The following is a 12,793-nucleotide window of genomic DNA, read 5'->3' on the forward strand; positions in this document are numbered from 1 at the left end:
GATCGCGCGGCATGGGCGACGCCACCGATCCCAGCACGTAGGCTCGTACCTGTGTATGAGGGCGTGGTGCAGGACCTGATCGACGAACTCGGGCATCTTCCCGGCGTCGGTCCCAAGAGCGCGCAGCGGATCGCGTTCCACATCCTGCAGTCCGACCCGGTGGACGTGCGGCGGCTGGTGCTCGCCCTCAACGAGGTGGTCGAGAAGGTCCGGTTCTGCGTGGTCTGCGGCAACGTATCGGCCGACGAGAAGTGCCGGATCTGTGCGGACGCCCGGCGCGACGGCACGGTGCTGTGCGTCGTGGAGGAGTCCAAGGACGTCGTCGCGATCGAGAAGACCCGGGAGTTCCGAGGCCGCTACCACGTGCTCGGCGGCGCGATCAGCCCGATCGAGGGTGTGGGCCCGGACGATCTGCGGGTCAAGGAGCTCGTCACCCGGCTGGCCTCCGGTGAGGTCACCGAGATCATCCTCGCCACCGATCCGAACCTGGAGGGCGAGGCCACCGCGACCTATCTGGCCCGGCTGCTGAAGCCGATGGGCCTGAAGGTCACCCGGCTCGCGTCCGGGCTGCCCGTCGGGGGGGACCTGGAGTACGCCGACGAGCTCACCCTGGGGCGGGCCTTCGAGGGCAGGAGACTGCTGGATGTCTGACGAGAAGAACAGCAAGCGCGACGCCTTCGGCCGACCGCTCGGCCCCCGCGGCCGGCACGAGGCCACCGGCTCGATCCCGCAGGCCCGCACCCGCGGCAGCGCGTCGATCGACCTGACCGACGAGCGCGCCGACGAGGCCCGCGAACTGCACCAGCTGGCCGACGAGACGGCCACCGATGCGCAGACCTACCTGAACGCGCTCACCGAGGTGGCGGCCGGCTCCTCGCCGGACACCGCGATCCCGGTGCTGCTGCTGGCGGTCTCGCAGATCCTGCTCGGCGGGGCCCGGCTCGGCGCGATCACCGACGTGGTGCCGAGTGAGCGCTTCGAGCCGGACGCCGGGCCCGACCCGGACATCGACCCGCTGCGCACCGGCCTGGCCAACCTGCTCGAGGGCCTGGACGAGTACGCCGACATCGTCGACCCGCTGACCTCCGGCGAGCTGATCCGCGGCATCCTGTCCGACGACCTGGCCGACGTGGCCGCCGACCTGGCGCACGGGCTGCGGCACTACCGCGACGGCCGGGTGGACGAGGCGCTGTGGTGGTGGCAGTTCTCCTACCTGTCCACCTGGGGGGTGCGGGCCACCAGCGCGCTGCGCGTCCTGCAGTCGATGCTCGGGCACCTGCGCCTGGACGTCGAGGAGGACACCGTGGCCGATGCGGAGTTCGAGGCCCTGAACCTCGATTGATCCGGCGCAGCCCGCCCCGACCCGGACGATCTGGGGCGGAAGCGGCCTTCCGCAGGGCATCTCACCAGCCGAAATACCCTGCGGGGCAAGGCCGGGGAGGTCGGTAGAATGACGGCCGACAGTACCCGTTTTCGAGTAGCTAGGAGCGACCCGGTGAGCTTGGTCGTGCAGAAGTACGGCGGTTCCTCCGTCGCGGATGCCGAGAGCGTCAAGCGGGTTGCCCGCCGGATCGTGGACACGCGAAAGCAGGGGCACGACGTCTGCGTCGTGGTCTCCGCCATGGGTGACACCACCGACGACCTGATCGACCTGGCCGAGAAGGTCTCGCCGCTTCCCCCCGCCCGCGAGCTCGACATGCTGCTCACCGCCGGTGAGCGGATCTCGATGGCGGTGCTGGCGATGGCGATCGCGGCGCTCGGCCAGGAGGCCCGGTCGTTCACCGGCAGCCAGGCCGGGGTGATCACCGACGGCGTGCACGGCAAGGCGCGGATCATCGACGTCACCCCCGGCCGGATCAAGGCCGCGCTGGACGAGGGGCACATCGCCATCGTCGCCGGCTTCCAGGGCGTCAGCCAGGACACGAAGGACATCACCACGCTGGGCCGCGGTGGTTCCGACACCACCGCGGTGGCGCTGGCCGCGGCCCTCGAGGCCGACGTCTGCGAGATCTACACCGATGTGGACGGCATTTTCACCGCCGACCCGCGGATCGTCCCCTCGGCCCGGCAGATCGCCCGGATCACCAGCGAGGAGATGCTGGAGATGGCCGCCTCCGGGGCGAAGGTGCTGCACCTGCGCTGCGTCGAGTACGCCCGCCGGTTCAACCTTCCGGTGCATGTCCGGTCGTCCTTCAGCCACCGCGAAGGCACCTGGGTCACCGACAAGCCCGTCGAATCAACGCAAGGAGCAGTGGTGGAGCAGCCGATCATCTCCGGGGTCGCACACGACCGGAGCGAAGCGAAGATCACCGTGGTCGGGGTCCCGGACAAGCCGGGCAAGGCCGCCGAGATCTTCCAGGTGGTCGCCGCCGCCGAGATCAACCTCGACATGATCGTGCAGAACGTCTCCGCCGCCACCAGCGGCCTGACGGACATCTCCTTCACCCTGCCGAAGACCGACGGCCAGAGCGCGATGAACGCGCTCAACCGGGCCCAGGAGGGCATCGGCTTCGAATCCCTGCGCTACGACGACCAGATCGGCAAGGTCTCGCTGATCGGCGCCGGGATGCGCAGCCACCCGGGGGTTTCCGCGCAGATGTTCGCCGCCCTGGCCGAGGCCGGGATCAACATCGAGATGATCAGCACCTCGGAGATCCGGCTCTCGCTGGTCACCCGGGCCGAGCGACTCGACGACGCGGTTCGCGTCATTCACACAGCTTTCGGTCTCGACAGCTCCGACGGAGAGGCCGTGGTCTACGGAGGTACCGGACGATGAGCACCCGCAAGCCCACCCTCGCCGTTGTCGGCGCGACCGGTGCCGTCGGCACGGTCATGCTCGGCATCCTGTCCCAGCGCGAGAACGTCTGGGGTGAGATCCGGCTGATCGCCTCGGCCCGTTCGGCCGGCAAGCTGCTCACCGTCCGCGGCGAGCAGGTCGCCGTCCAGGCGATCAGCCCCGAGGCCTTCGACGGCGTGGACATCGCGATGTTCGACGTGCCGGACGAGATCTCCGCCGAGTGGGCGCCGATCGCCGTGGAGCGCGGCGCGATCGTGGTGGACAACTCCGGTGCCTTCCGGATGGACCCGGACGTGCCCCTGGTGGTGCCCGAGGTGAACCCCGACGCGGCCCGTAACCGCCCGCGCGGCATCATCTCCAACCCGAACTGCACCACGCTGACCATGATCGTGGCGCTCGGCGAGCTGCACCGGAAGTGGCGCCTGACCGAGCTGGTGGTGGCCTCCTACCAGGCTGCTTCGGGCGCCGGCCAGCCCGGCATCGACCGGCTGCACGACGAGCTGGAGGTCGTGGCGAACGATCGTTCGCTCGGCAACGTGGCCGGTGACGTGCGCCGCGCCCTGGCCGAGAAGCTGGGCGAGGGCGAGTCCCCGTTCCCGGCCCCGCTGGCCCTGAACGTGGTGCCGTGGGCCGGTTCGGCCAAGGGTGAGGGCTGGAGCAGCGAAGAGCTCAAGGTCCGCAACGAGTCCCGCAAGATCCTCGGGATCGCCGACCTCAAGGTCTCCGCCACCTGCGTCCGGGTTCCGGTGGTCACCACCCACTCGCTCGCGGTGCACGCCACCTTCGCCGAGGAGATCACCGTCGCCGAGGCCCGGCAGGCCCTGGTCGAGGCGCCGAGCGTGGTCGTCGTGGACGACCCGGACGGCAAGGAGTTCCCCACCCCGGCCGACACCGTGGGCGCCGACCCGACTTTCGTCGGCCGGCTGCGTCAGGCACTCGACTTCCCCAACACGCTGGACCTGTTCGTCACCGGCGACAACCTGCGTAAGGGGGCGGCGCTCAACACGGCGCAGATCGCCGAACTGATCGCTCGCGACCTGTAACCAGCAGTTCGTCTCTGCGGGCCGGTGCCGAAAGGTACCGGCCCGCAGTTTTGCTTGAAGACGCTTGCCAGCCCGGCTTTCGGGGTCAGCGGCCGTTCAGGTGCCGGGTGGCGAAGTCGATCTCGGCCCGGACCTGGCGCACCCGCTCGTCGTCCACCAGTGACCCGTGCCCGGCGTCGTACCGGTACACCTCGTGCTCGGCGCCCCGCTCGGCCAGCACCGCCACGTAGTTCTCGATCTGCCGGATCGGGCAGCGTGGATCGTTCTCGCCGGCCAGGATCAGCACTGGCGCCTGCACCGCTTCGGCGTAGGTGATCGGGCTGGAATCGCGGTACTTCTGCGGCACCTCGTCCGGCGAACCACCGAAAAGCGAGCGGTCGAAGGCCTTCAGCGCCTCCATCTCGTCCTCGTAGGCGGCCAGGTAGTCGGCCACCGGAACCCCGGCCACGCCCACCGCCCAGCGGTCCGGGTACAGGCCCAGACCCAGCAGCGTCAGGTAACCGCCCCACGAGGCGCCGGCCAGCACCACCTTGTCCGCCGCCACGATCTGGGCCTCGACCAGGTGGTCGCGTACCGCCACGACGTCTTCCAGTTCGATGTGACCGACCCGCTGCTCCAGCGCGTCCCGCCACTGCGAACCGTAACCCGTTGAGCCACGGTAATTCACCTGCAGCACCGCGTACCCGTGATCCACCCAGGCGCTGGGGTAGGCCCGGAACAGATCGGCGTCGTGCGCCGTCGGCCCGCCGTGGATGTCGATGATCAGCGGCACCGGACCCTCGCTCGAAAGCGGGCGGCGCAAGAGGGAGTGAATGCGACCACCCGGGCCCTCGACCCAGATGTCCTCGACCGCGACCGACGGCGGAGCTGGTTCGCCGGGCGGGGTCAGTACCACGTTGCCCTCAAGATCGCGCACCGCCGGGGGCTGGGCGGCCGAAGACCACAGCGCCCAGATCCCGCCGTCCGGGCGGGTGGTCGCATCCATCACCGTGCCGTCCGGGCGGCCCACCGGGGTGGTGCTCAGGTCGAGCAGATTGAAGGTGTAGAGCCGGGTCCGGGCCTCATGGTCCACGCTCACCAGCAGGGCCGAGGCGTCGCGGAACCACTGCGCCTCCGAGATCTCGCCGGGCACATCGAGATTCACGTCCAGCTCCAGGCCGGACTCCACGTCCCAGATCAGCAGCTCACCGCGCCCGCGCCGCTCATGCAGCACCAGCAGTCGCCGGTCGCCGATGACCGGAGCAAAGCCCAGCGGTTCCAGGCTCTTTCCCGGACCGTCCCACAGATCGGCAACCGTGGAGCCGTCTTCCACCCGCAGCACTCGCAGCGCGGTGTGCCGGGAGTCGCCGTGCTCGCTGTGTGCGATCGCCAGCAGCGAGTCGTCCTCACTGAGCCCGCCGACCCCGGCGTCCTCGATGTGTTCGTAGAGCAGCCGCAGCGGTTTCCCGTTCTCCACCACCTGGATCCGGGTGCCGTAACCGTCGTCGTTCTGGCCGATCACCGCCAGCCCGTCGCGGCCCAGGGCCAGCCCGGCCGAGTAGGACGGGGCCAGATCCGCGACCGCCACCTGGTCGGCGCCCGGGGCGCTGCCGAACGGCTGCTTGCGCCAGACGCCGTGCTCGTTGCCGGCTACGTCGTCGAACCACCAGATCCATTCACCGGACGGGTCGATCTCGCCGAGCGCGGTGCCCTCCGAGCGGGAAGTCAGCTGGGTGGCCGGGGTGCCGGGCTGCCAGCTGTGGATCTCCAGCACGCCCTGGTGGGTGGCCACCACCGAGCACCGCTCGGGCGCGTCCAGGGCCCAGACCGGCAGGCTCGTCCGGCCCGCCCGGAAACGCCGTTCCCAGGCGGGGAGTGAACTGTCCGGCGAAGAGTTCGGCGCGCTCATGCCGAGATCTTTGCACGCGCACCACGGCCGGAGAGGCTTCTCGGCGGGGTGTCCGGACGCGGCCGGGTTGGGTGACACTCCGCCGCAGTGGTTCCAAGCCCACCACGGCGGAGCGCCGTGGTCTTCATATCGGCATCCGCCCGCGGGTCTTGAAGTGATCTGCGGTCATCCTGCGGAAACGACGTCTCGTGGCTGAGCTGATCTTGAGGGGTCGTCAGCAGTCGGGGATGCTGGGCAGGACGACCAGGGCCAGGGGAGAGGTAGGCACCATGGGGAGCGCCGATGAGAACACGAACGCTGCGGTTCCAGGGGACGAGCGTGACGCCAGGGACGGCAGTGGCGCTGGGGTTAGCGAGTCAGCCGGTGTAGCGGGCCTCGCCGAAGGCTGCGAGCCAGCCGAGGCGGAGTGCCCTGCCGGGTCCAGCGGGCCGGCTGGGGTGAGGCGCAGTGCCGGGGTCAGCGAGTCGGCCGGAGTGGCGGGCAGCGCGGGAGTCTCTCGTAGCGCTGGGGTTGCGGGCAGTACCGGCGTCTCTGGCAGCTCCGGTGTTGCCGGGAGCACCGGTGTTGCCGGTAGCGCCGGAGTCTCTGGTAGCGCGGGCGTGGCTGGGTCTGCGGCGGTAGCCGGAAGCGCTGCAGTGGCAGGTAGCGCGGGGGTAGCCGGAAGCCTGGGGGTCAGTGGCAGCGCCGGGGTGGCAGGCAGCATCGGCGTCAGCGGCAGCATCGGTGTGCTGCTGAGCGTGGCCACCGTGCTGGGGATCGGGATCAAGCGCTCGATCGGCACGTTCGCCTGCATCGGCTGCCGTGACTGTGTCGGCTGCGCGTTCTGCATCGGGTGCCGGGACTGCGTCGGGTGCGCCTTCTGCATCGGCAAGGTGGGCTTACGTGGCGTGAACGGCCTCAGCCGCAGCAAGAAGTTCGACAAGTGAACGGCTACCTCCGGTGACCAGATTCGGGTGCAGCAAGAAGGCAGCATCGAAGGTTTCGGCCGGCTGCTGAGCGGGTACACGGCGTACTAGAACCATCGACGCATGGCATCTAGTGCGCGCGGAGCGGGACAACTGTGGTGAGCGGCCGGTGCGACGCCGGTCCGCCTCGCCACTTCGACGGGAGAACCCGCAATGATCATCCGCTCACCGCGCAAGGTTGCTCTGGCTGCGGCCGCGTTGCTGGCCGCCGGCGCTGCCCTGACTCTGGTGCCCGCCACCGCTGCCCAGGCCAAGGACGAGGTCAAGGGCAACTTCGCGGTCACGGTCAACGGGAAGACCTACGACCCGAAGGGGGGCAAGGAGGACAAGATCAAGGACGTCGGAATCCCGGTGGGCGAGAAGATCGTGGTGAACGGGGTGAACGTCAAGTTCAAGATCGATCCGGCCACCCTCGGCGTCTACGACTACACCCTGACCGGTGCCCCCGACCCGGAGCGGATGGTCACCGAGCCGACCGTGGTGTTCACCTCGAAGGTGCCGGTGCTGAGTGCGGCCCAGCGCAGCGGGGTGAAGCTGGAGCGGATGGACCTGAAGGACGACAACGTCACGATCATCCTGCGCTCGGCCGGCGGGAAGATGAAGTTCCAGGCCAAGGACCACGCCCAGGGCGGGATCTTCCAGCAGGAGCCGGAATTCGCGGGGAACGTCGAGATCGAGCACACTCTCGGGCCGAAGCTGTTCTACTTCACCAACGAGTTCACCGGGAAGATCAACTTCGGTGACGGGCAGGACCCGGTGACCAAGGCCCAGAGCAGCACCGGCTATCACGAGATGCTGCTCGGCAAGGACAGCCCGCAGGTGACCACCAAGCTCTACCAGGACGGTGCGGTGACCCGCTGGTCGGTGGCCTCGGGCGGCCGGATGGGCGGCGTGCTGGGCGAGGACGCGATCGAGCTCTCGCAGGGCGCCACCAACTGCACCAGCAAGTGTCAGGCGCAGAACCGGATCCGCGGCTCGGTGCCGGTGCCGCCGCTGCCCACCGACCCCACCCCGCTGCCGGTGCCCGCGCAGAACTGATCTCGCAAAAGCCGGTGCCGGAGGGTGGAATTCGCCGCCCTCCGGCACCGTCGGGGCTCAGACCGGGTACTCCTCGAACGGGACCGAAAGCCGCCGGAGCGTGGCCCAGACGTTCCGGTACGCCCGCAGTTTGCTTTCCTTCTCCAGGTACCGGGCATCGGTCTGCGACTCCAGATAGACCACATCGGTGTCCGGATCGGGAAATTCCAGCAAGGTGAAGGCCCCGCTGCGCAACCCCGGATGCGCGCCGGCCGACCAGGGCAGGACCCGGACCTCGACGTTCTCCCTTTCCTTGGTGAGATCCCGCAGGTGGCGCAGTTGCTCGCTCATCACCCCGGCCGAGCCGACGATGCGGTGCAGCGCGGATTCCCCGATCACGGCAGCGACCGGCAGCGGGGAACGACCGCCGAAAGCACTTTCCACCCGGGCCCGGCGCAGGGCGGCGGCCTGTTTCCGGTCGGTGGCCTCCAGACCTTCGCCCAGGGTGAGGTGGTCGTGATAGGCCGGGGTGCGCAGCAGGCCGTGGATCATCTCCGCGTCGTACGTGTGCAGGGCGGCGGCCGACTGCTCGAGGTCCAGGTAGAGCCCGAGACCGGGGGCCGGCAGATCACTGAACTCTTCCCAGATGTGGTCCTGATCGGTCATCCCGGCCAGCTCGGTGAGCCGGTCGGTGGTGGCCTCGTCGGCCCCGTACATGAAACACAGCGCCCGGATGTCCGCGTACTTGTAGGGACCCTTTCCGGCCTCCATCCGCCAGATCTTCTGCCGCGAACCGACCGACCGAACGTCTTCCGGTTTCTTCCCGGCGGTTTCCCGCAGCCTCCGGAGTTGCCGGCCCAATGACCGGCGCCCCGTCCCCGACCCACCACTCATGGCCGGAAGTGTTCCATTCCGGAAATCGACGGGCGAGTAGCAAAAGCGGACGTAATTCCCGGCGTCACGCTCGGCCTGTCACAAAACGTTACGTTGAAGTCTGCCGGTGAATCGGCCGATGGTAATCGCGGGCGGGAGGGAACCGGTGTCAGCGACGCCGGCCATGCCAATGTCGGGGGTTCTACGTCATGCACGATCAATCTGCGCTGAAAGGTGAAAGACCCGGAACCGGGGAATGGGTCGGTCGGCTGGAGCTCGACCTGCGTAATGCCCGGGACTGGTCGATCGGCACGCTGGGGCTGCAGTTCGCCCCGGACTCGGTCACGGTCTGGTTCGGCTCGCGCACGCTGGCGGTCCTGGACCGCGAGGAGTTGCGCGAGTGGATCATCCATCCGCGGGGTACTCGCCTGGCGGTGGACGACCTGGTCTGGTCCGCCCAGTACGGCTCGATCTACGTGGCCGTCGGCTGGGCCTGCGAGTACCGCCTGGGTGATGCCTCGGTGCGCGAACTCACGGCGGTGGTCTGATGTCCGCATCCTCGCCCACCGGTGAACCGGCACAGCCCGGCCAACCCGAGGAACCCGCTGAGTCCGGCCGGGTCGATCACCTGCCGGCCGGGGGTTTCTGCGCCTGCTGCGGCGCGGTCTACCCCTGTGCGACCGCCCGGCGGCAGGCCCGGGCCCGGCCGCTGCCCCGCCAGTTCCTGGCTCCGATGAGCAGACTGACCCGGTTGCGCGCCGAGAGTGCCATGCCGGCGCACTGAAAACATTCTCAGTGCCCGGAAACATTCGGCACTGAGGGAATTCCGGGTACGAGGCAGTAGATTGTGACCGAGGGCGGATCGGACCAGCGGGGGCTGATCCGCCCTCAACCCGTTCCGGTAGCGTTGCCCGGCCGGATTTGCGCGGGCGAAAGACGTTTCGTCCAGGGGTTTTACCCTAGGTCGGCTCGGTCGTAGGTCCCGTTCGGCGAAGCAGTCCGATAGTTGCTCTGACAAGCAGTCGTGCCATGGTGAAAACTGTGGCCGTGTGTCAAGCGATTGCCGTTCCGGTCGGCGAGCTTTTCCGGAGGTGGCCGTGACCGAGGCTCATCTGCCCCGGCAGCGCGCCGCGCGGCCCTCACCAGAGCCCTACGCCCTGCTCACGCACCGGCATGATCGCCGAATGCTGCCGCTCGGCAAGGAAATCACGATCGGTCGCGGAGCCGGGGCCGGGATCCGGATCGCCCACGAACCGGCCGACGAGCACGTCTCCCGGCTCACCGCCTCACTGCGGACCCTGCCCGACTGCGTGATGGTCCAGAACCGTTCCAGCAGTAAACCTCTGGTGCTGCGGCCGCTGGTCGGGGCCGAGCGCCTGCTGGAGCCCGGCGCGGCCACCACCTCGATGCCGTTCACCGAGTTCTTCGTCGTGGTGACCGGCCGGTTCGGAAGGGAGTACCGCGTGCACGTGGACGTTCGTGACCTCACCCCGCAGACGCCCCGGCCGGTGATCGATCCGCTGGAGACCGTCGACGGGGTGCCGATCGACCTGAGCGGGCCGCAGCGGCACCTGCTGGCCGCGCTGTGCGAGCCGTTGCTGACCCGCACCGGGGCCCGCGCCGCGCCCGCCACCTACCGGGAGATCGGGGCCCGGGTGGGCCGGAGCCCGAGTTACGCCCGAAACGTGCTGCGGCGGCTCCGGGAACAGCTGGCCGCCCAGGGCGTGGCCGCGCTGGTCGCCTACAACCTGGAGAAGGTCTACGAGGACTTCCGCCCGGCCCTGGCCCGCTGGGCGATCAACAGCGGCACGATCACCCTGGCCGACATCCAGGACCTCGGTGCCCACCCCTGAACCGCCGGAGGGCCACCCGGAATCCGACGATGCGGTCACGGTCGGCGGCTCCCCGGGGACCGGGAACCGGCCGAGCGGCCCGATCGACGTCTCCGGGCTGCTGGCCACCGAGGACCGGGCCCGGCTGGCCGGTGGGGCCGAACCGAACGGCTGGTACGCCGGGCCGGACTGGGACCCGGACCGCTACCAGCTGCTCGGGCCTGGGCTGTCCGGCGGCGAGGGAGACATCTGGCGGGCCCGCTACCGGGGCGAGCTGACCTCGCCGCTGCCGGTGGCGGTGAAGCGACTGCGCCGCCCGGCCAACGTCGGCGACGACTGGCCGACCCCGGCCGACCTGCGCCGCTGGGAAGACCTCCGGGCCCTGCTGCTGATCATGCGGATCGATCACCTGGTCAGCGTGCTCGACGTGTTCGTGGGGCCGGCGCCGCACCCGCACGGCCTGGTCCCGGAGCAGGAGGCCCCGATCACGCCCTACGTGGTGATGGAGTGGGTGCCCGGGCCGACCCTGGCCGACGAGTACACCGGGCGCCCCGCCACCGCGGAGAACCTGGGGCTGCGTCTGCGCCAGGTCGAGCAGGTGGCCAAGGCCCTGAACGCGCTGCACTCACGCACCGTCTCGGCCGGGAACCCGAGCCTGCACCGCGACGTGAAGCCGACCAACTGCATCCTCGCTCCGCTGCGCGGGGTGGTCCTGGTCGATGTCGGCACCATGCGGCGGGTGGACGACGGCCGCGACCTGTCCGGCCGCCACACCCCGGCGTACACCGCGCCCGAGGTGCTGACCGATCCGATGGCCGCCCGGGAAGCCGCCTCGGACCGGTACTCGCTGGGCGCGCTGGCCTGGTTCTGCGTCACCGGCCAGAACCCACCGCCCGCCCGCGACCCGCAGGCTCAGGAGCAGGCCCGCAGTCTGGCGCTGGAGGCCGCTCGCAACGCCGGAGTCCGCGATCCCGCCGCCTTCGCCACGCACCTGACCCAGATGCTGGCCCCGCAGCCGACGGCCCGGCCCACCGATGCCCAGGCCTGGGCGGAGCGGCTGCGCACCCTCGGGGTGATCTCCGAGCCCACCTCGAAGAGTCTCCTGGCGGCCGCGATCGCGATTCCCCTGATGGCGATCGCGCTGATCCTGCTGCCCCTGGCCGTGCCGCGGGAAGAGGGGGAACCCAGCGCCTCGTCCACCAAGGCGACGCTGCCGGCGTCCATAGTTACTGAGCCGCCACCACCCCACCGCAACCTTGACCGCGGGCCGTGGCCCACCCGCGGCACCACCAGTAAGTCGGCCGCGTTCACCGCCCCCGCCGACGGCGCCGAGATCGGCCGGTGCCCCCAGCTGCGGGGCACCGCAGACCTGCCGCCCGGCCGGACGCTGCTGTTCACCGTGGAGAACCTCAGCGTCGGCGAGCGGATCCGGCACGTCACCCTGATCCCCGGCTGGCGCCGTCCGGCCTCGCTGGCGCGCTGGAAGCTGCGCCCACCGGTGGGCCTGCCCTCCGATCCGCTGGGAGACCGCTACCGGCTGGAAGTGGTAGTGGTGCCGTTGGCCGCGCTCAAAGGTCAGGCCGCCACTCGCTCCGGCCTGGCCATTCCCGCAAAGAGCTACGTCGGAGCAAGCATTTTCGTCAGCCGGGGCAACCAGTCCGACAAGGGCTGCCCGACCGGCCCACCGCCTGCCGGCGGGCCGCCACCGCGCCCTTAGACCTCGATCTGGATCCGGGCGATCTCCTCGGACAGCGGCCCGAAGATCTCGCGGCGCAGCCGGTTGTGCTCCTCGTCCTCGTCGTACGCCCGGTAGGCAGCAACGTCGGCGAAGTCCGCGGTGATGGTGAAGTCCCAGTTGCCCTCGCGCAGTCCGGCGTCGCGGCCCACCTTCACCCCGGTCATGCCCGGGATCGCCAGGGCGACGATGCCGGCCAGGCCCTTCTCGAGCAGATCGGTGTCCGCGCCGGGCTTGAGCCGGCCCATCACGACGTTGCGGATCATGCGCATTCTCCGTTCACCGGGGCTGAGACGCCGATCCTAATCCGGACAACAAAAGGCGCCGCCCCCGGGAAGAACCCGTTGGCGGCGCCGAAACCGGATGCCTTACGAACCGGCCTTACGCCGGAACATCTGCTGCGCTCCGGAGGTCTCGGCGCCGTGGGACCCGCCCACCTTGCCGTTTCCCTTGACCTCGGCCTGGTGCAGCCCGCCATTGGCGTGCTTGCGCTCCAGTGCCTCGCGGAACTTACGCTTCGTGTCAGAACTGACCTGATTGTCAGACGGCATGAATGCTCTCCTTCGAGGTCGGCGTCCACTTCCCCGCCCGCTCAGCGTGACAGCCCACCTGGCGCCCCGCCACCGCTTTTCCGCCAAGTGGG

At 69.8% G+C, this 12,793-nt stretch carries 14 protein-coding genes; 10 read left to right on the plus strand and 4 right to left on the minus strand.

The window, feature by feature from the left end; translation table 11 throughout:
• Positions 1-51 precede the first annotated feature (51 nt).
• From recR to LR394_RS38375, 4 genes are all read left to right on the plus strand, one after another.
• Positions 52-651 (plus strand): recombination mediator RecR, encoded by a 600-nt coding sequence (gene recR, locus LR394_RS38360; RefSeq protein ID WP_231449627.1) that lies wholly within the window; start codon positions 52-54, stop codon positions 649-651.
• The gene (locus LR394_RS38365) at positions 644-1,342 is read left to right on the plus strand and encodes a DUF5063 domain-containing protein (protein WP_231449628.1); all 699 of its coding nucleotides are present in this window, start codon (positions 644-646) and stop codon (positions 1,340-1,342) included. Before recR ends, LR394_RS38365 begins: the two co-directional genes overlap by 8 nt.
• Positions 1,343-1,495: 153 nt before the next feature.
• Positions 1,496-2,776: an aspartate kinase gene (locus LR394_RS38370; protein ID WP_231449629.1), complete on the plus strand. Its 1,281-nt coding sequence runs from the start codon at positions 1,496-1,498 to the stop codon at positions 2,774-2,776.
• Entirely contained in the window at positions 2,773-3,840 is a 1,068-nt protein-coding gene (locus LR394_RS38375) for an aspartate-semialdehyde dehydrogenase (protein WP_231449630.1), read from the plus strand. Before LR394_RS38370 ends, LR394_RS38375 begins: the two co-directional genes overlap by 4 nt.
• A gap of 85 nt (positions 3,841-3,925) precedes the next feature.
• Here the strand turns inward: LR394_RS38375 and LR394_RS42505 are convergent, their stop codons facing one another.
• Positions 3,926-5,728: a prolyl oligopeptidase family serine peptidase gene (locus LR394_RS42505; RefSeq protein ID WP_269330473.1), complete on the minus strand. Its 1,803-nt coding sequence runs from the start codon at positions 5,726-5,728 to the stop codon at positions 3,926-3,928.
• 635 nt (positions 5,729-6,363) lie between these two features.
• Between LR394_RS42505 and LR394_RS38385 the strand changes: the two genes are divergently transcribed.
• Both LR394_RS38385 and LR394_RS38390 read left to right on the plus strand, forming a co-directional pair.
• Complete coding sequence (locus LR394_RS38385) at positions 6,364-6,654, plus strand: hypothetical protein (RefSeq protein WP_231449631.1); 291 nt, start codon at positions 6,364-6,366, stop codon at positions 6,652-6,654.
• A 192-nt stretch (positions 6,655-6,846) separates the two neighbouring features.
• Positions 6,847-7,731 (plus strand): hypothetical protein, encoded by an 885-nt coding sequence (locus tag LR394_RS38390; RefSeq protein WP_231449632.1) that lies wholly within the window; start codon positions 6,847-6,849, stop codon positions 7,729-7,731.
• A gap of 57 nt (positions 7,732-7,788) precedes the next feature.
• On the opposite strand, the gene LR394_RS38395 is transcribed toward LR394_RS38390, so the two are convergent.
• On the minus strand, positions 7,789-8,604 hold the full coding sequence (locus tag LR394_RS38395) for a helix-turn-helix domain-containing protein (RefSeq protein ID WP_231449633.1): 816 nt from the start codon (positions 8,602-8,604) through the stop codon (positions 7,789-7,791).
• A 188-nt stretch (positions 8,605-8,792) separates the two neighbouring features.
• Between LR394_RS38395 and LR394_RS38400 the strand changes: the two genes are divergently transcribed.
• The 4 genes from LR394_RS38400 to LR394_RS38415 all read left to right on the plus strand — a co-directional run bounded on the left by LR394_RS38400 (position 8,793) and on the right by LR394_RS38415 (position 12,132).
• Positions 8,793-9,131: a hypothetical protein gene (locus LR394_RS38400; RefSeq protein ID WP_231449634.1), complete on the plus strand. Its 339-nt coding sequence runs from the start codon at positions 8,793-8,795 to the stop codon at positions 9,129-9,131.
• Positions 9,131-9,367 carry a hypothetical protein gene (locus LR394_RS38405; protein ID WP_231449635.1) on the plus strand — a complete coding sequence of 79 codons (237 nt, stop codon included), beginning with the start codon at positions 9,131-9,133 and terminating at the stop codon, positions 9,365-9,367. The genes LR394_RS38400 and LR394_RS38405 overlap by 1 nt, the downstream gene beginning before the upstream one ends.
• Before the next feature lie 313 nt (positions 9,368-9,680).
• Positions 9,681-10,436, plus strand: a complete 756-nt coding sequence (locus LR394_RS38410; RefSeq protein ID WP_231449636.1) for a hypothetical protein — start codon at positions 9,681-9,683, stop codon at positions 10,434-10,436.
• Positions 10,423-12,132, plus strand: a complete 1,710-nt coding sequence (locus tag LR394_RS38415; RefSeq protein WP_231449637.1) for a protein kinase domain-containing protein — start codon at positions 10,423-10,425, stop codon at positions 12,130-12,132. Before LR394_RS38410 ends, LR394_RS38415 begins: the two co-directional genes overlap by 14 nt.
• Here LR394_RS38415 and LR394_RS38420 read toward each other — a convergent pair.
• Together LR394_RS38420 and LR394_RS38425 are read right to left on the minus strand one after the other, a co-directional pair.
• On the minus strand, positions 12,129-12,416 hold the full coding sequence (locus LR394_RS38420; protein ID WP_231449638.1) for a Dabb family protein: 288 nt from the start codon (positions 12,414-12,416) through the stop codon (positions 12,129-12,131). The two genes, LR394_RS38415 and LR394_RS38420, sit on opposite strands and share 4 nt — an antisense overlap.
• 102 nt (positions 12,417-12,518) lie before the next feature.
• Positions 12,519-12,701, minus strand: coding sequence for a DUF5302 domain-containing protein (locus LR394_RS38425; RefSeq protein ID WP_231449639.1), 183 nt, complete (start codon positions 12,699-12,701; stop codon positions 12,519-12,521).
• Between the last annotated feature and the right edge of the window lie 92 nt (positions 12,702-12,793).

The sequence above is a fragment of the Kineosporia babensis genome (assembly GCF_021129305.1).
In the GTDB taxonomy this organism is placed as follows: domain Bacteria; phylum Actinomycetota; class Actinomycetes; order Actinomycetales; family Kineosporiaceae; genus Kineosporia; species Kineosporia babensis.

Excerpts from the sequence above, each read along its gene's own strand:
- LR394_RS38365 (WP_231449628.1), top strand. The coding sequence starts at position 644 with ATGTCTGACGAGAAGAACAGCAAGCGCGACGCCTTCGGCCGACCGCTC.
- LR394_RS38375 (WP_231449630.1), top strand. The coding sequence starts at position 2,773 with ATGAGCACCCGCAAGCCCACCCTCGCCGTTGTCGGCGCGACCGGTGCC.
- LR394_RS42505 (WP_269330473.1), bottom strand. The coding sequence starts at position 5,728 with ATGAGCGCGCCGAACTCTTCGCCGGACAGTTCACTCCCCGCCTGGGAA.
- LR394_RS38390 (WP_231449632.1), top strand. The coding sequence starts at position 6,847 with ATGATCATCCGCTCACCGCGCAAGGTTGCTCTGGCTGCGGCCGCGTTG.
- LR394_RS38395 (WP_231449633.1), bottom strand. The coding sequence starts at position 8,604 with ATGAGTGGTGGGTCGGGGACGGGGCGCCGGTCATTGGGCCGGCAACTC.
- LR394_RS38400 (WP_231449634.1), top strand. The coding sequence starts at position 8,793 with ATGCACGATCAATCTGCGCTGAAAGGTGAAAGACCCGGAACCGGGGAA.
- LR394_RS38405 (WP_231449635.1), top strand. The coding sequence starts at position 9,131 with ATGTCCGCATCCTCGCCCACCGGTGAACCGGCACAGCCCGGCCAACCC.
- LR394_RS38420 (WP_231449638.1), bottom strand. The coding sequence starts at position 12,416 with ATGATCCGCAACGTCGTGATGGGCCGGCTCAAGCCCGGCGCGGACACC.
- LR394_RS38425 (WP_231449639.1), bottom strand. The coding sequence starts at position 12,701 with ATGCCGTCTGACAATCAGGTCAGTTCTGACACGAAGCGTAAGTTCCGC.